The 21,578-nt window shown below is 41.6% G+C and carries 13 protein-coding genes and 3 pseudogenes; 7 read left to right on the forward strand and 9 right to left on the reverse strand.

Features of this window, described 5'->3' with window-relative positions:
• Positions 1 to 104 precede the first annotated feature (104 nt).
• Together BHV72_RS17160 and BHV72_RS17165 are read left to right on the forward strand one after the other, a co-directional pair.
• Positions 105 to 1,385: a C10 family peptidase gene (locus BHV72_RS17160; RefSeq protein ID WP_005681485.1), complete on the forward strand. Its 1,281-nt coding sequence runs from the start codon at positions 105 to 107 to the stop codon at positions 1,383 to 1,385.
• Between the two features lie 5 nt (positions 1,386 to 1,390).
• Complete coding sequence (locus tag BHV72_RS17165) at positions 1,391 to 1,786, forward strand: hypothetical protein (RefSeq protein WP_005681487.1); 396 nt, start codon at positions 1,391 to 1,393, stop codon at positions 1,784 to 1,786.
• A 533-nt stretch (positions 1,787 to 2,319) separates the two neighbouring features.
• Here the strand turns inward: BHV72_RS17165 and BHV72_RS17170 are convergent.
• The 8 genes and pseudogenes from BHV72_RS17170 to BHV72_RS17205 all read right to left on the reverse strand — a co-directional run bounded on the left by BHV72_RS17170 (position 2,320) and on the right by BHV72_RS17205 (position 16,658).
• Positions 2,320 to 3,674 (reverse strand): annotated as a pseudogene (locus BHV72_RS17170) (reverse transcriptase domain-containing protein).
• Positions 3,675 to 4,558: 884 nt separating this feature from the next.
• Positions 4,559 to 5,728, reverse strand: coding sequence for a purple acid phosphatase family protein (locus BHV72_RS17175; protein ID WP_005681491.1), 1,170 nt, complete (start codon positions 5,726 to 5,728; stop codon positions 4,559 to 4,561).
• A 91-nt stretch (positions 5,729 to 5,819) separates the two neighbouring features.
• Positions 5,820 to 7,688 (reverse strand): FAD-dependent oxidoreductase, encoded by a 1,869-nt coding sequence (locus BHV72_RS17180; RefSeq protein WP_005681492.1) that lies wholly within the window; start codon positions 7,686 to 7,688, stop codon positions 5,820 to 5,822.
• 27 nt (positions 7,689 to 7,715) lie between these two features.
• A complete protein-coding gene (locus tag BHV72_RS17185) occupies positions 7,716 to 9,683 on the reverse strand; it encodes a beta-N-acetylhexosaminidase (protein ID WP_005681493.1) in 1,968 nt (655 codons plus the stop codon).
• A 72-nt stretch (positions 9,684 to 9,755) separates the two neighbouring features.
• A complete protein-coding gene (locus tag BHV72_RS17190; RefSeq protein WP_005681494.1) occupies positions 9,756 to 11,474 on the reverse strand; it encodes a RagB/SusD family nutrient uptake outer membrane protein in 1,719 nt (572 codons plus the stop codon).
• Positions 11,475 to 11,485: 11 nt separating this feature from the next.
• On the reverse strand, positions 11,486 to 14,890 hold the full coding sequence (locus tag BHV72_RS17195; RefSeq protein WP_008765142.1) for a TonB-dependent receptor: 3,405 nt from the start codon (positions 14,888 to 14,890) through the stop codon (positions 11,486 to 11,488).
• 160 nt (positions 14,891 to 15,050) lie between these two features.
• Complete coding sequence (locus BHV72_RS17200; RefSeq protein WP_005681496.1) at positions 15,051 to 16,019, reverse strand: FecR family protein; 969 nt, start codon at positions 16,017 to 16,019, stop codon at positions 15,051 to 15,053.
• A 69-nt stretch (positions 16,020 to 16,088) separates the two neighbouring features.
• Positions 16,089 to 16,658 carry an RNA polymerase sigma-70 factor gene (locus tag BHV72_RS17205; RefSeq protein ID WP_005681497.1) on the reverse strand — a complete coding sequence of 190 codons (570 nt, stop codon included), beginning with the start codon at positions 16,656 to 16,658 and terminating at the stop codon, positions 16,089 to 16,091.
• A gap of 1,352 nt (positions 16,659 to 18,010) precedes the next feature.
• On the opposite strand from BHV72_RS17205, the pseudogene BHV72_RS17210 reads away from it, so the two are divergent.
• The 5 genes and pseudogenes from BHV72_RS17210 to BHV72_RS17230 all read left to right on the forward strand — a co-directional run bounded on the left by BHV72_RS17210 (position 18,011) and on the right by BHV72_RS17230 (position 20,836).
• A pseudogene (locus BHV72_RS17210) lies at positions 18,011 to 18,941 on the forward strand (amidoligase family protein).
• Positions 18,942 to 18,947: 6 nt separating this feature from the next.
• A complete protein-coding gene (locus BHV72_RS17215) occupies positions 18,948 to 19,169 on the forward strand; it encodes a hypothetical protein (RefSeq protein WP_080714608.1) in 222 nt (73 codons plus the stop codon).
• Positions 19,170 to 19,650: 481 nt separating this feature from the next.
• The gene (locus tag BHV72_RS17220; RefSeq protein WP_005681501.1) at positions 19,651 to 20,061 is read left to right on the forward strand and encodes a DUF3408 domain-containing protein; all 411 of its coding nucleotides are present in this window, start codon (positions 19,651 to 19,653) and stop codon (positions 20,059 to 20,061) included.
• A 268-nt stretch (positions 20,062 to 20,329) separates the two neighbouring features.
• Entirely contained in the window at positions 20,330 to 20,527 is a 198-nt protein-coding gene (locus BHV72_RS17225) for a helix-turn-helix domain-containing protein (RefSeq protein WP_005681504.1), read from the forward strand.
• A gap of 15 nt (positions 20,528 to 20,542) precedes the next feature.
• Positions 20,543 to 20,836 (forward strand): helix-turn-helix domain-containing protein, encoded by a 294-nt coding sequence (locus tag BHV72_RS17230; protein WP_005681506.1) that lies wholly within the window; start codon positions 20,543 to 20,545, stop codon positions 20,834 to 20,836.
• A 65-nt stretch (positions 20,837 to 20,901) separates the two neighbouring features.
• On the opposite strand, the pseudogene BHV72_RS19680 reads toward BHV72_RS17230, so the two are convergent.
• Positions 20,902 to 21,108: pseudogene (locus BHV72_RS19680) on the reverse strand (tyrosine-type recombinase/integrase); the annotation flags it as partial.
• Positions 21,109 to 21,578: the final 470 nt, after the last annotated feature.

Below are 21,578 nucleotides of genomic sequence, written 5' to 3' on the forward strand. Positions count from 1 at the left end.
CCCCAGACCCCGGGTGAGGATTATTATAAACCTTCCCGGTCCTCTTATAAACATGGCACTTTTGACTTTTAACGTATTCAGTATTAACCTTAATTATATAAATTATGAAACAACATGCACATTTATTGATTTTGACAATTATGTTTTTAACTTCATGTTCCGATGACACAGAAGTAATGAAACAAGAATCTTCGCCACCATCTTTAACAGAAAAAGCCCCGACTTATCGTACTAAAGAGAATGCTATTATTGAAGTGGAACTTTTTATTAAAAATAATAGAAACAATACACGAAATAGCTCTTTTCTTAATTATTCAATAAACAATGAAATCTATTTCTATAGAGATACAATTACTAATCAGACATATCCCTCATTTTATATAGCCAATGCAGAGGGTGGCAATGGCTATGCAATAGTATCGGCCAACCTATATACAACTCCTATTATTGCTTATTCAGAGTCTGGCAATCTTTCTTTAAGTGACACGCTTCAATATCAGGAATTATCTTTCTTTTTTGATTTAGTTCAAAATTACATTTCTAATAATAAAAAGTATGAGATAGAGTTCAAAGAAGAAAATGATGACGATAACTCTTTAGACACATCTCAAACAAGGGGTAGAAGACGTCCTATTTATATAAAGAAACCTGGAGAATGGGAAGAAACGGAAAGAGTACAACCTTTGATTTCTGTTAAATGGGGACAAAGGAGTCCATATAACAATGCGGCACCTCTTATAGAAGGACAAAGAGCCCTCACAGGCTGTGTAGCTACTGCAATAGCTCAAGTAATGGCATATCATGAAAAACCTTCAGGGTATAATGGGGTGTCATATAATTGGTCTGAAATGAAACAATTCCCCACCACTCCAGCAGTTGCCCATTTATTCCGCTCTATAGGTGATTTGGTTAAAATGGATTGGGGAACAGATACAAGCGGAGCTAAAAGAAAAAATATACCACAATGCTTCGAGAAAATGGGATATAGGAAACCCAATAATCCTCAAATTTATAGTCAATGGGATGTTATAACATCTATTAAAGCTAAATGTCCGGTTATAATATGTGGCAATTCGGTAAGAAAGAAAATACTGGGTATTAAATATTACCAAAATGGTCATGCTTGGGTTTCTGATGGCTATTTTCATAGAGAGAGAAATGTTGATGTCTATAGAAAAGGAAGCGATAAAGTTCATCATTCGTATACGGAGAAAGAAGATTACCTGCATCTAAACTGGGGCTGGAATGGTAATAGTAATGGTTATTATTTGGCGGGTATTTTTAATGGAGGTGAAGGACCTACTTTTCCTTCTACTAGAGCAGCCGGCAAGGGTAATTATCCATATAATGTAGAAATAATTCCATATATTAACATAATAAAATAAGAAATATGAGACAAACTTATTATTTTCTGTCTTTCGTGTTACTTTTATTTGTATTCATTTCATGTAGCAATGACGTCGTTGGCAAGGGAACAGATACGATAGGCCTAGAGACTAAAGAGGTATTTTTTAAATCCAGTAAAGATTCTATAGAGTTACGAACCAGGAAAGGTGACGACTGGTGGCTGACTGAAATCTCTACTAAAGACACGATATATAGAACACACTCCCTTAATGTTCAAGTAATAGAAGGTGGTGGACTTTATGTGGAGAAAACAGGTCGCAAATCAATCTTTATCAGGATTGATTCAAATTTAACAGGCTTGGAAAGGAGATTTACAACAGTTATACAAGCAGGGAATTACTATAATACAATTACTATAATACAAAAGGCCAAAGAATAAATAAAAAGGTGGAGACTGCTATTCTCCGCCTTTTTGTTTACTTACTTTTTAGTTCTAGAACTAAGTTTTATATTTCAAGTGATACTATAAAGAATCAACCTCCATTAAAATCAGCTATTGATTTTATAAATGGATTACGGGATCTTCCAATGAAACGTATGGTGGCTGACGAAGGTATCCTTGCTGGAAAATTAATAATAAATTGGACGGTATGATTATAAAAAAATAAGTTTCTATGTTTAAAATCTGAAGTGACGGATAACAGTAGATAGCACTAAAAAAGCTATACCATTTTAGTAAACTTCATATTATATTGAAGTCATAACTCATTAACTAAAACGATATAGCTTATGAGACGTGTACAAAGTAACACATTAGATGTAGGAATTGATGTCCACTTAAAGAATTGGTCGACAGCAATCTTATCAAAGCATTCAGTACTGAGGAGATTCCTGCAAGTTGATTGCGAGGGACCTACCCTCATCTCCTACATAGTTGCGAAGCATTTAGCACATGCTTCTCGTGGCACAATCTCACCCTACCGTACAAACGGTTCCGCATACGGCGGTTTCGCAATCTATATGTATTTGCTTATAAAGATGAGATAACATTGGATACCCCGCTTTCCGAAGAGACTCGTCCTCAATAGCATTCTGAAGAAAGGCACGCGTACAACGCCAATACCCTTTCCGAGTATTTGCCCACTCCTAAGCCTTACCTTTCGGTATTCCACATTTCTGCAAATTTGAAAAGCGAGTCTTCACTCTCTTCCAACATTTCCATATACACATACGCAAGTGTCTGCGATACCATTGGTCTAATGGAATCAGCAGACTCCTCATGTCTGCATATTTGAAATACCCTATCCAACCTCTAAAGGTTTGCCAGAGTATCTCTTTACGTTGGGCATAACCCATGCTGTTACTACGTCTGGTAAGAGATTTAACCTTACGTTTGAATTTCTCTTTTGTTGTCTTGTGAACACACAGCCTGCATTTGCCTTTCGTGAAATAGAAGGAAAAGTCCGTTATGCTTGAGCATACGCGTTCGGCGGACCTCTTACTTTTGCACAGTATCATGCTATCATCTGCATAGCGTACAAAGCAGTGTCCACGTCTCTCCAATTCCTTGTCTAGTTCGTTCAGCAGGATATTGCTGAGCAAGGGGCTCAAAGGGGCGCCTTGTGGTGTACCCTCTATACTTGGTTCATAATGCTTACCTATCATTACTCCGCTTGTAAGATACTTGTGTATAAGAGAAATGACACGCCCGTCATTTATTGTCCTTGATAGTATTCTCAGTAAGAAACTATGGTTTACCGTATCAAAGAATCTAACAAGGTCTATGCCTACAGCATATTTGTAGCCTTCGCTTGTATAACAGCACACTTGGAGCAATGCTACATGCGCACTACGTCGGGGCGAAACCCAAAACTGCTTGGGCTGAACTGGCGTTCGTAGATAGGCGATAGCACTTGGACGATGGCTTGTTGTATCAAGCGGTCAACAACGGTTGGGATGCCTATAAGCCGTTTCTTCCCGTTATCCTTGGCTATATCTACCCTACGCACTGAATTCGGTTTGTACCTTCCAATGCGTATCGACTCGATAAGTTCTGATTTGTGTTCATGAAGATAGGGAAGCAGTTGCTTAAAATCCATTCTATCAACACCTCCAACCCCTTTGTTTCGTACCACTTGTAGATAGGCACGATTGAGATTGTCGGGAGAAAGAATTTGACTCATTAAGTCATCTTTATTTGGTTGCACTGCTATCAAACTGCCGTCTTTCATGTCCATATAGGTCTGCACTCCCTCATAGCTTTCGGATTCCATCCTATTCTTTTGAGGGTAGCCAAGTGTACTTTCTATGACTCTTATTTTATGCATTCTTTCCTATTTAGAGTTAGTTACGTGTTTATAGCTATTGCGATTCAGCCCTTCCTTAAAAAGAACTTAAGTACTATGGCTTCTGCTGACTTCTCACAATAAGCTTTACTCCGTGTTTGGCAATCTAAACACATGCTCCACACGTCCGTGAGACCTCCCCGATTAAGAATATAATCTTTCACACTTATACCTGCTTGATTTACACCGAGTGTTCCATATAGCTATAGGGCTTTATCTTGTTTGGCAGACTTACCCACACTCATATGCCTTAGTATCAAGTTTCTGTACGTCAGGTCAGTGCTTTGCCTAAGACTTCCTTTAGATGCCGAATCACTACGGACACCATTGCCGTCGGCTGTACGCTTGCCGATATAAGGCTGCGATGGGGACTTACACCCATTAGATTATGCCCATGTCGGGCAAACTCCAAAAGGCAACTAACTCGCAATGAATTAGTTGCCTTAAATTTTCCTATTTTAGGAATATCCCTAGCTAATGGTACATCGGGCAAACATTCTCGATATTTCCACACCATAAAAACGAGCAAAGACTTGATACGGTTCTTGGTATGTATGCTGTCTTTTGCAATCAGGTTTCTTAGTCTTATAAAGAGCGTATTTTTGTGGTTTCCTCCCCAGAATATAATTCCTTTTCAAATGAACCGAAAGGTAACTCGTGGGCCAATTTGCTACAATTCACAGCATTGGTCTTGCGTAACTTCTCCTTGCTCATGGTAGGCACATCGACTGGATTACCCCGTAAATGTTGGTTATTCCTAAATTCATCAGCCTCTCATACATGCAGAATCTGCAGAAACCAGCTTCATTGATTAAGAAGTAATTGTCACCCGAATAATTACTTGCCAAGTACTAATGCAAAGCTTTTTATTTTTTTATGATAAATTCATCCAGCATTTTTCCGTCTCGATCCATTACCTCTATCTTCATCTGTGTGGTCGTGGCATAAATACGTAGCAAAGATGTATTGGAATTAACTACTACGGGGAAAGACGTTTTGTCAGTGGCATCATGACGCACAAAACGATGTAAGTGTCCACAAAGCATTAAATCCGGATAAGCCTGGCGTAATAAAGGCATAAACTTCTGCTCTACTTCTACATTTCCATGCCAATCCTCATCGGGACCAGCTTCAGTAACTGCGGGAGGAATGTGAGCTACAATTATTTTAAAAGGCGCTTCTTTATATTCGGTACTTTCCAAAATACTGGCCAACCATTCGGACTGTTCGGTACGGTAGAGGTCATATTGGGTAATACCGGCATATTCAATATCAGAATCAGGCTTATCTTCTCCCGTATCCAGAACAATACAATAGACAGGACCTTGTCGAAAGGCATAATAAAGATGTTCCTGACAGGGAGAAAAATAACGTTGGATTTCGGTTGCAAATACTCCCCGTGTTTCGTGGTTGCCACGGGCGTAGTACATCGGGATCTCAGAAGCGAAAAGTCGTACAGCCGTATCCATAAACCCCTTGAAAAGCTGATCTTCACTATTTATGAAAGAGAGCATATCACCATTAAAAAGAACAAAGTCGGTTTGCGTAAGGTTACAACGGGACATTAAGTCCTCCAGCAGTTTGTTGTCCCCATGTATATCGTTGACCATTACAAAAGAGGTGGCAGGCGCTTGCGGATTGCAGGTATGAAAAGTAAGCGGTTTACGATAATAGACATCAGTGGAAGCATAACTTCCATAAATGATTTTATACCCAGTATGTTTCAACACTTCCTGAGCAAAAACACGGTAACGATATTGTTTTCCCGGTGTCAGTCCCTTGACTTTAACGGCATGGATGGTTGATGTATTCTTGATGCCATTAGACGTGTCAAAATAACGCGGATGCTCTTTGGCGTAAAAACTGCCGTTGCCATCTGAGGCCAGTTCCACCCATCCTATAGAGGGCTTATCCGTTATCCATACAATGGTAGCTTCGTTAGATCCCACGTTTTGCAAGTAAGGTCCATGAGTTATTGTTATTTTGGAAATTTCATCTTGCGAATACAGGAATGTAGCTATTCCCAATAATAACATTTCTAAGAATATGATTTTTCTTATCATAATGCCTAATCTAATAAATTGTTAAACTTTCGTATGTGGAAATCTGGCAGACAGAGATGTATCCTTACTTTACCTTCGGTATCTGGTTTAGCCTGCCTCCTTCATTATATCGTTGATTATTCGGTAATCCCTTTTTATTCACTCCCTTTTGCATGAGTGATTTTAATTCCTCCAAATAATAATGGTATATGTCACGGGGAGTGGCTTGATATTTTTTGCATAGTGAGGCTGCCATGCCTACAACTTCCCCCATCATACCTGTAGTGCGCATAACTCGTACGGTTCCCAAGGCAACATGTGTGACACTGATATTGCGTCCTGCCATGAACAGATTGTCTATATTACGGGAATAAAGACATCGGTAGGGAACAGGATAGGGATAAATTACTACATGGTCTGTCGTCGCTTTGAATTCCCGTCCCGGGAAATACCGGGTATTCTCGGGGTCGGGCCGGTGCAGATCAATACTCCAGGTAGTAGTGAAAGATGCGTCCTCATGGGCTACGTGCTTTGTTAAATCATCCTCTTTCAGTACATAGTCGCCCAATAGCCTCCGGGATTCCCGCTTTCCGGCAATGTAGGCTACCCATTCCAATGAACGTTTTTTATAATATTTTCTTCGTTCCGATTGATTTTTCAAGTAGCTCCAATTAGAATATATAACTAACATTCCATAGTCACGTATTTGTTCAGAATCATTAATCTGATTTTTATTCATTCCGGTTTCCCAAGTCCATTCACCATAAGTGACAGGTTCACAGGTCTCCTCATTGAATTCGATGCCGTACCGGAATTCCGGAAAATAGGATGTTTTTGTGTCTTCCACAGAATACCATTGAACAGAAGTGCCCATTACTAAGCTATCAGCTATTTCGGGAGCTATAGTCTCACCGTATTCAGAACGGCTTTCACGGCCCATACGATAGTCTGCCCCGGCCAGATAACCGATAGTGCCATCACCAGTACAGTCAGCAAATAAACGACCATAAAATTCGATTTCTTCACCGGATTCAATATGACAAGCGGTTATCGAGATGATCCGGTCCTCTTCCTTCTTCACCGAAAATGCCCGATAATTAAGAAACAGGGAAACATTAGTTTCAGCTTGCAGCCATTCCATTTTTTTATGATCTTCATAATTGCCTGCCGGTTGTGCATTACCCTCCTTGACGGGACCGAACTCTTTTTGCAGCCCCCCCAGTTCAGGATATTTTCCGATCTCGATAGCTCCTCCCAAATGAACACGAATCTCGGAACTATTGTTTCCACCGACTACAGGGCGATCATTGATAAGTGCGACTTTACAGCCCAGGCGGGCGGCAGATACTGCTGTACTCATACCTGCAATACCTGCACCTATAACTACTAAATCATATGATTCTGTTTTTGGGGGGGCTAATAATCCAAGTTTAGCACGACGAAAGTTATTTAAAGCCGCCATATCCGATGGCGGAATATCATCTTTCCGTGTCGTAAAATAAATAGCATCACACCGCCCGTCAAAACCTTTCAAGTCATGCAAAACAATGTGAATATTCTTTTCTGTTGCCTGATATTGCCCGGCATACTGCCATATCCACTGATTGCCTATAATACCCAACCGGTAAGAGATTTTCTTTCCGTTTACTGACAAACCGAACAATCCGGGCCCTTCACCCTCCTGCCATGGAGACGTCCAGTTGTAGGTGCGTACAAAAATATAATATGTGCCATTTTCTGGAAGTTGTACATTGGTACTCGCATTTTCAACAGGACTACCTAGACCGTGTGCCAGTAAATAAGGTGATCCCATCAAGTCCATAAATTGTTGGTCCACTACCCAGCCTCCTTTTTCCGTGAAACTTTCTGCTTCTACCAATAAACTGGCAGCATGAAGACTCGCTCCGTGAAATACCATCCAGATGAGAGAAATATATATAATTTTTTTTATCATAACAATTTTCATTATTCTTATACTTGTTTATTCATAGTAGCGAAGGATAATCTCCTTGATAGTCAGCCGGGCCATCAGTGGAGTTGTCAATTCCATTTTGAGGGCTTTAATCATGGCTAGTGTACTGAAAGATGCTGACAATTCTCCATTTTTGTTATCTGCAGCTACTTTCTTAAATATTGTACCGTCCTCGCTGACAGATAATTGTACATGTTCCGGATGTTCCTTTGAAACATCAAACACAATTCTGATTTCCTGTACTGCTTGTCTTTTTTCCAAAGTAAGAGTAAAATAATCTCCTTTTTTTAAGGAATAGGGGGTTGCAAAGAAAGTCTGTATATCACCGTCAAACGCATATTCAGGCATATAATACTTGATTCCCTTCATATTGGTATCGATACGGGCAGGACATACAAGACGGGGCCTTTGTTCGCTTTGCGGAACAAAACCTGTGTTATCCCAATCCTCGTCTTTGAAGTAACAGATATTCAGTTTTTCCATAATAGCACCGAACTTGCTGATACGTTGTCGGAACCCTTCCCATTCTTTCTTTTCTTTCGTGTTCCAGAGGGTTTCGGCCAAGGCACAAGTTCTGGGATATAACATCCTTTCCACCTCATCCGAGGTTGTAATGAATTCAGTCCACAAATTAGCCTGTCCTCCCTTGACGAGATGTGCTTGAGTATTCGTACATTCTTTGCCAACTGGTTCCCATTCATACAATCTGCGTGTGGAATTCCGTGAATACCCGAAATCAAAGTAACAGGGATCCTTAGGAGACATAATGACTGACAACCCTCTTTTCAAAGCTTTCTGTTGCTGTTCTCTTCCATCACGTTGCCAGATCATGATCACGTCACTGATGTCAGCGGCATTACGGTCATTTATTTCATCCCAACCTATCATCCTTTTTCCCTTGGAACGTACAATTTCACTAACTCGTTTCGTAAAATAGTCCTGTAACTCGTGCCATGAAGTCATATTCTCTTGTTTGTAAATCTTTTGGCATTTCGGACATTGTTCCCATAGATGTGTCGACACTTCATCTCCTCCCAGATGTATGAATGATGAAGGGAAGAGATCAGTGAGTTCTGCTACCAGTTTTTCCACAAACCTATAGGTTTCAGGATTTCCTATACACAGCATATTCTCATCTGCTCTCTTCCGTTTTTGTCCGTCCAGTTCCTCTGGATAGGCTTCAAATTTTCCGCCTTTACATGACAGTTGGGGAAGGGCTGCAAGCAAGGCCAGACAGTGTCCCGGAAGGTCAATCTCCGGAATGATCTCTATGCCGTACATGGCGGCATAGTTGATCAATTCCTGCAACTCGCTTTTACGATAATAATGTCCCGATAGATCCTCGAATGTCCGGTAGTACGTACCTTTGAACGCTAAATCCGGATATTGGTCCAGATACAGACGCCAGCCTTGATTGTCTGTCAAGTGCAGATGTAAAGTGTTAAGTTTAAAAAAGGCCAATTGTTTGGTATACTTTTTAAGTTGTTCGATAGTCCAGAAATGGCGGCTACAATCTATCATGACTCCCCTGTAACTAAAACGGGGTTTGTCGTGGATTATGAGCCGGGGTAACTCTTTTCCCTCACTTCCCAGAATCAATTGTAAAAGAGTGGAAAAAGCATGAATCATACCTGTCTGGTCACCTGCTTCTATGATGATCCCCTGCTTTGTAATTTCCAGCATGTACATTTCCGGCTCCTGCATTTTCACCTTTTTTACATGAATGGAAGGATTTGAGGCATTCACCATGACAGACAAATTTGCCAGTTCTTTCAGATCGCTGACAAGGAGGTTTCCTGTATTTTTCCATTCGTCCGGGAAATGGATGCTTTCCAGACGTTCGATGGATAGCGTACCTTTTTTCCGGACCATGCTTTCAACTTGCGGGATCAGACAAATATTATCTTGAGAATAAATACTGTCTGGTAATATGAGAAGAAATAGAAAAAGGTGAAAAATATAGCTCTTTCCAATCATAAAGTTAGAAAAATAAAAGGGTGAATAATTAAGGAGTTACCTTTTCCCGGACTATCAACAACTTTCCTGCATTTAATAGCCGGGATTTTGTTTTAAGTTCTCGTTGATCTGAAGTTCCGTAGTAGGGATAGGCCACAAATATTGGCGATCGTTCCAACTACGTACAGCAAGTGCCTGACATTTACCCGCTTCTTCCAATTTGGAGAAATCTGCACAACCATCCTCGTCCATTTCCGGTGTGAAAGCCCAAAACCAATCTCCCTGACTGGTTACCCGTTCGATACATAGTGAGGCCGGATAAAGGATACCATATGTCTTGCGATTCATAACCTTTTCGGCCAGTTTCCAACGGATGATATCCGTATATCGCATGTGTTCCTTTGCCATTTCCATACGACGTTCTACACGTAGCTGGTGGCGAAGTGTGGACTGGTCGTTAGAAGTGAAAGCCGGATAACTTGCCTTATCGGACTTGTCCACACCATAAGCACGCGCCCGAACCTCATTCAGTGCATCCAATACGGAGTTATCTATCTCATTTAATTCGATTTTCGCCTCGGCATATGTCAACAATATTTCGGCATAACGACAATAGATAATATCCTGGTCTACCTTGAAACCATTCTGAAGCCATGTTTCGTCTATCCCTTTTTTCCACACCAGACCATCGAAAGAAGCATATTGGGCATTGGCACGTGTATCATAATTTGTCACGATTTCACCCGTATTATAGTTCATACACGTCAGTGCCTCCGGGTGTGGGTTGTATTCATAACCGAGGTGGTTGGAACCAAATGGTACAATGGTTTCTGCTAAACGTGGGTCACGATTTGCAAATGGTTCATGCGGATCGAAGAGTGGTGATTCGTTAATAAGCAGACCGTCGGTACAGGTGAATGCAGCTAGTAACTCCCATGACGGACAGGTCTGCGTCCATCCTCCTACGTTACGGGGTAGATCATTGTATACCTGGTTAACTCCTCCGTTTCCTGTTCCCAGATAAATGTCATATGTAGCATCACGTGGAATTTTGAAAATAAATTCATTCGAGTTTTTTGTAGTAGACAAAAAAAGATTGCCAAAATCGGGATGCAATTCATAAATATTCAAGTCCATAACCGCCTTGGCTGCATCGGCCGCTGTTTCCCAATCTTCCATAATCAAGGCAACCCGGGCTTTTAGTGCCAGTGCAGCACCTTGGGTGGCTCGCTGTTGGTCAGTATAGGAAGTTGGAAGCACACTAATTGCATCATCAAAATCTTTATAGATTTGTGCCAATACGATGGATTTATCCGTACGTCCCATTGTCAACCCTTCTTCTGTACTTACATCGGTTAATACCAATGGTAAGTCACCGAACTTTACAATCAGTTTGGCATAAGCGGCAGCTCTATGGAATTTGGCTTCGGCAATCAGGCGGTTAATAGTAGTGGCAGATGCGCCATTTTCGATAGCACGATGCGATTTCTCAATAACTGCATTGGCACGTGAAATAGCTTTGTACTGATTGCCCCATAAACTGGTAACCCAAGCATTTTGTCCATTTAGAGTTCCGTCATCAAAAGAGGTCAGGAGATCGCGTGAAGTATAGTCGTCCGACCAGTCGGTCTGTTGTTGTCCGTCTTCCGGCCAGAAGTCATATCGATATAACTCATCAACGGCCATCTGCACTTCAGTTTCCGTGGAATACCAGTTTTCAGTAGAACCGCTTGACAATGGATTTAAATTGAGATCATGGCAGGCAGAGAGTAAGAGTATTCCTGCCCCGATATATAAGAGTAACTTTTTCATGTTTTTTATGGCTAGAAATTAATAGAAACACCAAATATTAGAGAGGTGGTAATAGGATACCCTTCTGTACTTACTTCCGGATCCCATCCTTTGGGGGCATTACTGATGGTAAACAGGTCACTTCCGCTTACATAAAGACGGACTGTATTCATACACGCCTTCGTAGTCCATGCTTTGGGGAGCGTATAACCGACAGAGAGATTTTTTAAACGAATGTACCGACCGTTGTAAAGCCAATAATCAGACATACAGAAATTAGCATCCCGATTGGTGCGAGTCAGGCGCGGATATTTGGCTGTCGCATTCTGCTCATCCGTATTTTTCGGACTCCAATAATTGCCGTCAAGAATAGTAGGGAAATTGAGCCAGTTGTCTCGAAGCCCTTCAATCATTGCAGCACTGATTTGAGATTTCTGACTTCCAACACCTTGTAGTGTCAATCCAAAGTCCCAGCCTTTATAGGCAGCATTGAAAGTGAGTCCAAACATATAGTGAGGCAGGGAACCGCCCAAAAGTACACGGTCATACTCAGGTGAGATAACTCCGTCGGGGACACCGTCCGGTCCGGAAATATCCTTGTACTTAATATCACCCACTTTGACGCTGTTGTTCAGTTTGGGCGACTTGTCCACGTCTTCCTGAGTCAGGAACAAGCCATCGCTTACGTAACCATACCATTCGTTATATTCACTTCCTTCCATTTTTACCTGATTGCCTAGGAACTGTGTACCATTCAGGTTTCCCATTTTGGAGGTAAAATCTGACAGATTAGCGGAAATGGAGTAAGTGAAATCACCGACTTTGTCCCTCCAGCCAACTTCAATATCATAGCCGGTAGTGTGCATGTTTCCGGCATTGACTTCCGGGTTGTCGTAGCCGATGAAGTGTGGAATTTCCAGTGCCAGCAACATGTCCTTCGTATTTTTTCTATAATAGTCAGCGGAGAAGTGCAGACGGTTATCCAGAAAATTAGCATCTAAACCGATATCCCAGCTTTCTGTTGTTTCCCATGAAATATCTCGTACGGCATACTTCTGCTGTGCGGCCGTAGTCACGGAAGAAACAATCCCCTGTGAATTCTGAAATAGTGCAGTGCTGTAATCAATTGCAGCCTGGTAAGGGTAATAATTATAAATAAAGTTACCGTCATCGTCATAAGCCCCGATACGTTCGTTTCCCAGTTTTCCCCAAGAGCCTCTCAATTTCAGGTAAGAAAACCAATCCATATTTATATTCTTGAAAAACTTCTCTTCAGAAATTACCCAACCAAGTGACACGGAAGGAAAATTGGCCCAACGACAATTGGATGCAAAACGTGAAGAACCATCCCGGCGGAGATTTGCTTGGATAAGATAGCGGTCTGCATAGCTATAGGTCATGCGTCCGAATAATGAGCGGTAAGCATATTCTTCCGCATTGCCACCATTATCCCGATAATCCTCCGAACCGAGGTCCAGGTAAGGATAGCTTGTCAACTGGTACTGGTCTCTGGATGCATCCAGGTTTTCCCAGAAAGCATAATAATCCTCGTAACCGATCATGACAGAGAAATCATGGCGCCCCAGTGTCTTGGCATAGTTGGCAAAGAACTGTGTTGTTATATCATGGCTGTCATTACGATTTTCCGTCAAATTGGTAGTGCGATAACCTCCCATGTAACCAACAGTGGTATTCGGATCTTCTGAACGGGTGTATGGAATCTGTTTGACAAAAGTTTTCTTCTTTACATTATTGAAATTGGGCGCCACGGCTGCTGATATTTTCAGCCCATTGACAGGAGTTATGTCAATACCGAGTTTACCGCCAATATTGGTTCCCCAGTTGGTAAAAGTGCCGCCATCTGTAATTTTGGCCAGCATATTTTCTCCATCTTTCACATCACCCCATAAGCCATTGGTCCATGTAGCAGCATAAATTGGCGGAATGTTTCGTCCACCTGCCCCCATGGGGTTGGAATTAGGCGAGAGAGCTTTAGAACGGGAAAAGTTCAAATCCAGATTTGCGGAAATATATTTATTTATATTGAAATCATTATTCACGCGTACCATAAAACGGTCATATTCCTTGTTTACATAGAGGCCGTCCGTTTTGTCATAGCGGAAAGAGGCTTTTGTACGAATAATCTTACCCCCACCAACAATGCTTAGAGTATGTGTCTGCCGGGGTGCGGAGCTTTTCAACAGAATATCTCCCCAATCCGTCATAGGATATTTGTCCGGATTAGTCGCATTATTTATGCTCCAGTTGGTAATTTCATCTTCCGTATATGTTTGGTACCATCCACCGTCTGGATTATCGTTATAGCGTGTTTCATTTACCATTTCCATGTAACGCTGGGCTCCTACATAGGTCGGCAACTTAGTCGGTATTTCCCACCCGTACTCAAAGTTGTAACTCAAAGCCACATCACCGCTCTTGGCACGTTTGGTCGTGATGACAATTACACCGGCTGCGGCACGTGAACCGTAGATCGAAGCCGAAGCAGCATCCTTCAATACGGACATACTTTCTACGTCTTCAGGATTTACGGAGTTGATATCACCCGGAATTCCGTCAATAATCACCAACGGACTGGAATCACCAATAGTTGTTACACCACGTATCTGGATAGAAGCACTACTACCGGGAGCTCCATTGTCACGACTGACCATTACTCCGGAAAGCGCGCCTTGCAAAGCTGTGGAAAGTTGGGTGGTACGACGGGCAGCAAGTTCGTCTCCTTTAACAGCTGTTACCGAACCGGTGAGATCTTTCTTCTTCATCGTACCATACCCCACTACGACTACCTCATCCAATTGCGCATTGTCTTCCTGTAGAATAATGTTAATATTCCTCTGCTCGCCGATATTGACAGTCTGCGTTTGGTAGCCAATATAGGTTATTTGCAATGTAGAATTGGCAGAGGCACTGATACTGAAACGTCCGTTCATATCCGTAATTGTGCCTGCCGATTTTCCTACGACTTGAATATTTGCTCCGATAATAGGCTCACCATTTTCATCTTTTACTATCCCCGTAACTAAAAAATCTTTTTGCTGCGCACCCTTTTCCTTATCCGTAGAGTTAATGAGCATGATGTTTTTACCTTCTATAGCATGGCGAATGCCTGTATCCTTGAATATATCATTCAAAACTTCATTAACGGCTTTATCTTTCGCATTCACTTTGACATTACGTTTGATATTGATATCTTTTACGTTGAATACAAACAGATAGTCCGTTTGTTTCTCTATTTCATTAATCACTTGTCCGATTGTTATATGGTTGGAAACAATCGTAACATGAGCTGTCTGCGCATAGCTTCCTATAGCTAGAAGATTTCCTACACATAAGAAACAGACGTAAACAATAATTTTCATAATACGGAATAACTGTTTATTTTCTATAAATAATTCCTGGTATAGAGAATTTTTCATATTTTCGCAACATATTAGTTTATTAGGTTTAACTTGATCTAGAACTATTTTGTCAGTTGGTATAAACTGATGGAAAATGTGGGATGGTGTTGCAGCACTGTCCCCTTTTCTTTTTTAAATGTTTCTTTATTGTTTCATAGGCATTAGAAATATTAAAAAGTTAATTAATGGTTATCGTATTGCTCTCGTTATCTTTAATATAGGTAAATTTATTATTGAGGGCAAGCACACGTATTACATGTTCAATCCCATCATGGGTCCGGAATTTTCCGGTATAGTGCGCATCAAGAATCTGTTGATTGTTAATGACAAAATTCACATCATAATAGAGTTTTAATTTCTCCATTATATCGCGTAGGGAGATATCGTTGAAACAAATAAGCCCTTCTTTCCAACGAAAATAGTCTGTTGTATGTATCTTTTCTTTAGTAAGTTGGTTTTTACTTAGTCTGGCCATGTCACCTGGTTTCAGTTTCATGAGAGATACTTCACTTTTCTTTTGCAGAATTTCTACAGCACCTTCCAATAAGGCTGTTTCCCATATACTATCTTTCTCATAGGCCAGCACATTGAATTCTGTCCCCAGCACCCGGATATTGCATCGGTTAGTTCCAACAATAAAAGGTTGTTTTATATTAGAACTGACTTTAAAATATCCTTCACCATCTAATTCTACATGACGTACCTTTTTAGAAAACCGTCCCGGAAAAGTCAACCGGCTACCGGAATTCAGCCATACATGCGTTCCATCAGCCAGGTATAATTCGGCATGCTGGCCTGCCGGAACAACTACCGTTTGCATATTCTCCTCCTTGTCTTGTAAAACGTGGTGAGTGTAAAAATAAGTGGTTGCCACAGTAAAAACAATGACAGCCGCTATCCGTACAATAACATCGAGAACCCTCCTCAGCGGATCTTTCTTCTCTTGTTGTATATCAACGGGACTTTTAGTCTGCCATAACGTAATGTCATACAATTTACGTTGCCGCTTATATTCTCTAAGATGCTGTTCATCTTCGCGCAGCCACTCCATTATCCTCTGTGACTCTTTTTCAGAGGCATTTCCTGCTATATATTTTTGTAATAGTTCATCCATCTTTTTATCGTTTTCATTTATATAACGATTCATCTTCGGTTTACCCTAAACGAAAAAGAATATTTTTTTCAAAAGATAAAGGAACGTGCGTAGTAATCGGTGTTACATATGGTAAAAAAAGAAATAAAATAAAGGCAGGTAATCTTTTAGCGTTTTTCTAAGAGCCTTAAGTGATTTGGATATATGATATTCCACATCTTTGATTGAAATATTTAATTCGCAGGCAATTTCCCGATTTGTTTTATTTCCAAATCGGCTGAGAGTAAATATACGGGAGGTTTGTTCAGGTAATGATTGCAATGTTCTTTGCACAATATCCATAACTTCTTTCGAGAATATTTCATTTGGATTACAGTCTTCCAGTGAGGAGAGGCGAAGAGCTAACTCTTCATTTTGTTTCTCACTAATCCGTGTGATGACCTGTTGTTTCATGCTTTCATGACGTAAGTAGTCTAAGGCTTTATTTCGCAAAATACTGAGCAACATCGGTTCAATATTTTCCACCGGGTTGTCCTGTATCCATTGCCACAGTTTGATGAGTGATTCAGATGCAATATCCTCGGCTACCATCTCATTGTGTATATACGACTTTACAAATAGAAAAGACTTTTTGTAATATCGCATATAAATATTATTAAAAGAATTCTCTGGACGAGTGAGTTTTGCAGGCATTTTAATTCTTTTTAGTTCATTAAAAATTTTGAGAAACAAAAATATAAAATAATATTTGATTCGCAAATTTTCTTTTTAGCTATTTATCCCAGCCAATAGATGTAGAGTGTTTGGTTTATTTCGTTATCCTCCTTCTCATGAGTGGTTGGAAAACTGTTTCCCATTTGATGTCAATCGTTCTGTTTTGCCAGATGAAAGGTGTAGTTTATTTTCTATTCGAGAGATGGTACAAGCAGTATCGTAATATAGAATTTATTTCCGTTGAGATTATGTATGGAGGAGAATCTGTTCAAAACATTAGCAAGGATGATGTCCAGAGTATTGAAATAGGTATAAAAAATCTTGTTCTTGTCTTCAGCAATGGTCTTACAGTCCATTACTATAATCTATGTTATAATACTTGAATGGACTGATCGAAAAATAGAGGTGATGTGTTAGCATTGAATGATGGTATTAAAGTATGGATTGAGTGTCTGCTGCGATATACTGAACATTGGCCGATTGTATACATCCCATACATTGTAAAAGTCTCTGGATGTCTTTTTTTTCGTGTGGTATGAGAATCTAATAGCGCAATTTGTAGGGATAAATAGTCCAAAGACAGATATCGGTTTTATGATTCTGTGCGACTTAGGAGCATGAACTGAATAATGGTTTGGCAGCGAAATATGCTGTTAAACCATTCGGTTTTCGTTAAACGAAAACACAACTTGCTGTCCCCTAATGGGGACAACGATTTGAATATTACGCTATATCCATATAGTGCTATAAAGCCTTTTGTCAGGGGAAAAACGCATACGGTTTCCGCCGGTTTTTCTGCATTTCCGATCTTCTGAAGGGGAATATTTCCCCACAGAACGTGCGTCTTCCCGCTATACTGCTATAACCATATAGCCATATAAAAAAGAATCGGAAATTGAAATATCATTGATTGACAGCATAATTCATTGATTTTCGAGAATCTCTTCTGTAGTCTTTAGTCCGCTATACCACTATCGGCATAGCTTTAGTTATCTCTATTTCGATGTCACCCCCTATGTGGTTCGCCATATCATGATATATCGCTATCCGGCTAACCCGTTATACCGCTATCAACATATCCCCGTCTATTCCTATTTCGATGTCACATCTTATGCGGTCAGCCATATCATGATATATCGTTATCTGACTATTCCGATATATTGCCGCCTTTTGTCATCCGGGACTTGCAGCGGATAAGATAAGGATCCCCCCAATAAGGACTTTTAGTCTAAAACAAAGTAAGCTAATGCAGTGATAATAAAGTTCTTATGATTATAGTTTCTCCTATAAAAGCATTATCTTAGTAGAGTAAATAAAGAAGCTAACAAGTTATGAACAAGCAAGTTAGAAGCATTTTAGCACAAGAGACAACAAAAACGAGCAAGATCCGGCAACTGTATCTTTTAGGGATTCCCCGTGCGGAAATCGCAAGGATGGTGACCAACGGTAATTACGGTTTTGTCGTGAACGCCCTGCGCCGGATGAATGAACGTGAGGGCGGTCTGAATATCCATCCGGCGACAGCTGCACTGGATTATACTTTCACCCGCAAGTTCGGTATCGAGATCGAGGCTTACAACTGCTCCCGTGAACGGCTCGCACGCGAGCTCAGGGAGGCCGGTATCGAGGTTATGGTGGAAAGTTATAACCATACCACCCGTCCGCATTGGAAACTCGTGACGGACGGCAGTCTGAACGGCAACGACACCTTTGAACTGGTCAGTCCGATCCTGGTCGGTGAAGCCGGGTTACAGGAACTGGAGAAGGGCTGCTGGGTGCTTGACCTGTGTGACGTGAAGGTGAACGGGAGCTGCGGGCTTCATGTACATATCGATGCCGCCGGTTTCAGCATGGAAACCTGGCGTAACCTGTCCCTGAGCTACAAGCACCTGGAACCGGTCATCGACAGGTTCATACCGGCATCCCGCAGGGACAACTACTATTGCCGTGGCCTGGGTCATGTCTCTGACGGGATGATACGTTCCGCCCGGATGGTGGACGAGCTGAAAGGAAGGATCGGTGACCGTTACCATAAGGTGGACCTCGAGGCCTACTCACGGCACAAGACGATCGAGTTCCGCCAGCATTCCGGAACGACCTGCTTCACAAAAATGCGCAACTGGGTACTGTTTCTCCACAAATTAGTTACCTTTGCCACGAGGGGACAGGTGCCTGTGGCCACCGCGCTCCAGAACATCCCCTTCCTCGACAGTGAACAGAAACTATATTATAAATTTAAGGACTAAAAAAATATCGACATGAACAGGCATATATATTTTAGCGGATGGCGGCAGGATTGCCGCCTCCGGCCCTTCCGAGTTTGTACGCATCCTGCGTGAAGGCAGCTGGTTTGACAGCGGATGCACCGACGAGGAGTACATAGTGAATTTCTCCGGACGGTACAGGGAACTGCACGGGGTGACGGTGAGAACCGACACCCCGGAGCAGTTCATGGACGACCTGAAAAAGTACGGTTACATCAGGGGCTGAGAAGCCCGTTCCTTTTATTGTTACGCTCCCTGCCGGTCTCACATGGACCAACAGGGATTTTTCTTTTCATCGCCGTAGTGTTCCCGTCCTGCTGTCTCCTCGTATATCGCTATCTTGCCAACATGAGTTCCCGCTATCTTCATAGCTTGACATATCACTATTCCAATAACATAAGCTGTTACAATATCCGTAGCCTGGTGTACCATTATCCCAAGAATGTAAGCTGTCAATATCTCCATGGCTTGACATGTCACAATCCTAGCAACATCGGGGAGAATCCTGGCCTCCCGCCGGACTGCCATTTGTTATGTCTTTTGCTGGCATTGACTATTCATGTCTATATATGACTATAACTGACAAGGTATCCTTTCCCACGTTTATTCTTTTTTTCTTTGCAGAGTAGGACGATAATCCGCCATCAGGAACATCCGCCTTACAAAACGCCCAATTGTCACATGGAATTAATGTATAAATCATAGTTATGGACAGCATTGAAAGGAAAAAAACAAAACCGTATAATATCAACGAGAAGGAGATACTGGATATAGTTGCCGCTAAAGGCTCATATTTGAGCAGTATTTCCGAGAATCTGGAAGAGGTGCCGCCCCACAAGGAGTCTTCATCCCGGGCGGAAAGTAAAAAGACGATAACGGATGAAGAGGTAAAAAAATACATTGAAGCCCTCCTGAACAATTTTTCATCCAACCGGCGCAAGCCCCTGCATATTGATGCACAGGTGTACGAATGTATCTCAGACATTGTCTGGGCAGTCAGACGTAAGGATTTTACTGTTTCCGGTGTTATAAGCCGCATACTGGTTGAACATATCAAAGAAAACGCCGGCATGATAAAGAAGATCACAGGACGAGATTACAAACTGTTACAGCCGTAATATGACGGGAAGTCCTCCTTAAAACAGCTCTGGAGGGGGAGTCGGAAATCACGACTCCCATCCGGAAGTGCATTTGGAAAGTATTTTGAACTGTATTTCAATAATTTGAGTTTCTAAAAGGAAGCTATTTTAAATAAAAACAAGAAAAATGGAAGTATATTACATTGAAGCCGGAATCTTTGAGGAAATGCTGGCTAGGGCTGATAGCCTGTCCGCACAGGTGGACCGCTTGTATGAAAAAAACAGGGAAAAGAAACCGGGAGAGTGAATGGATAACCAGGATGTCTGCCTGCGCCTTGACATCTCTCCACGTACCCTGCAGACTCTCCGGGATACCGGACGGCTGGCATTCACCCAAATCCAACGGAAAATCTACTACAGGCCGGAGGACGTGGAAAAGCTGATGGTCTATGCCGCCATGAAACGCAAGGAAAAGGCGGTGAGAGAAAAAAGAAAGAATGAATAATTAATTGGATGCAACATGGAAGGAATTATTAGCAAAGAGACGTGCAGTGTCCGCCGATTCTTTGGCCTGCTGGATAACATTCAGACGAAGCTGGAAAGGCTTGCGGAGGATAACCGCCCCCTGTTTAACGGTGAGCGTTTTCTCTCTGACAAGGAATTGTCGGACCTGTTAAAAATCAGCCGCAGATGCCTGCAGGATTATAGGGACCAGGGGCGTATTTCTTATATCCGGCTAGGTGGAAAAATTTTGTATAAGGTATCCGACATTGAGAAACTCCTGGAAGATAATTATCATGAGGCCCTGATATAATCGGACGTTCAATACTCAAGAATGCCGGCCGGAACCATTAAACATCGGTTTCGGCTGGCATTTCATTATTCGGATATTTCCGTTAGGGGGACCGTACTCCCTTTCTGTCTTCTTTTCATCAGCCGGTCCATGTCACCGGATATCTTCTGGTCGGTAACCTATGCATAGACCTGCGTACTGTTGATGTTCGTATGGCCCATCATCTTGGCGATGCTCTCTATCGGGATGCCGGAGGACAGCATCAGGGTTCCAAACGAATGCCGTGCGGTATAGGGCGTGACATCGGAATAAGGATAAACGGGGATATGCTGATAGTGATATAACATGATATGGTGAGCTGCATAGAGGATGACCTCGAAATAGAGATAACTAAAGCTATACTGATAGTGGTATAGCGGACTAAAGACTACAGAAGACATTCCCGTAAATCGGTGAATTATGCTGTCAATCAATGATATTTTAATTTCTGATTCTTTTATATGGCTATATAGTTATAGCAGTATAGTGGGAAGACGCATGTTCTGTGGGGAAACATTTACATTCAAAAAACCGGAAATGCGGAAAAAATGGCAGAAACCGTATGCATTTTTCCCCTGACAAAAGGCTTTATAGCACTATATGGATATAGCGTGATATTCAAAACGTTGTCCCCATTAGGGGACAGCAAGTTGTGTTTTCGTTTAACGAAAACAGGACGGTTTAACGGAGAATACACCGATAAACCGTTACTTATTTCAAGCTC

Source organism: Bacteroides sp. 43_46, from assembly GCF_001915455.1.
Classification (GTDB): Bacteria; Bacteroidota; Bacteroidia; order Bacteroidales; family Bacteroidaceae; genus Bacteroides; species Bacteroides caccae.

Bases quoted from the DNA above. Each gene is read 5' to 3' on its own strand.
- BHV72_RS17190 (WP_005681494.1), bottom strand. From the start codon at position 11,474: ATGAAAAAGTTACTCTTATATATCGGGGCAGGAATACTCTTACTCTCT.
- BHV72_RS17220 (WP_005681501.1), top strand. From the start codon at position 19,651: ATGGACAGCATTGAAAGGAAAAAAACAAAACCGTATAATATCAACGAG.
- BHV72_RS17180 (WP_005681492.1), bottom strand. From the start codon at position 7,688: ATGATAAAAAAAATTATATATATTTCTCTCATCTGGATGGTATTTCAC.
- BHV72_RS17200 (WP_005681496.1), bottom strand. From the start codon at position 16,019: ATGAATCGTTATATAAATGAAAACGATAAAAAGATGGATGAACTATTA.
- BHV72_RS17175 (WP_005681491.1), bottom strand. From the start codon at position 5,728: ATGTTATTATTGGGAATAGCTACATTCCTGTATTCGCAAGATGAAATT.
- BHV72_RS17185 (WP_005681493.1), bottom strand. From the start codon at position 9,683: ATGATTGGAAAGAGCTATATTTTTCACCTTTTTCTATTTCTTCTCATA.
- BHV72_RS17225 (WP_005681504.1), top strand. From the start codon at position 20,330: ATGGATAACCAGGATGTCTGCCTGCGCCTTGACATCTCTCCACGTACC.
- BHV72_RS17230 (WP_005681506.1), top strand. From the start codon at position 20,543: ATGGAAGGAATTATTAGCAAAGAGACGTGCAGTGTCCGCCGATTCTTT.
- BHV72_RS17160 (WP_005681485.1), top strand. From the start codon at position 105: ATGAAACAACATGCACATTTATTGATTTTGACAATTATGTTTTTAACT.
- BHV72_RS17195 (WP_008765142.1), bottom strand. From the start codon at position 14,890: ATGAAAAATTCTCTATACCAGGAATTATTTATAGAAAATAAACAGTTA.
- BHV72_RS17165 (WP_005681487.1), top strand. From the start codon at position 1,391: ATGAGACAAACTTATTATTTTCTGTCTTTCGTGTTACTTTTATTTGTA.
- BHV72_RS17205 (WP_005681497.1), bottom strand. From the start codon at position 16,658: ATGCCTGCAAAACTCACTCGTCCAGAGAATTCTTTTAATAATATTTAT.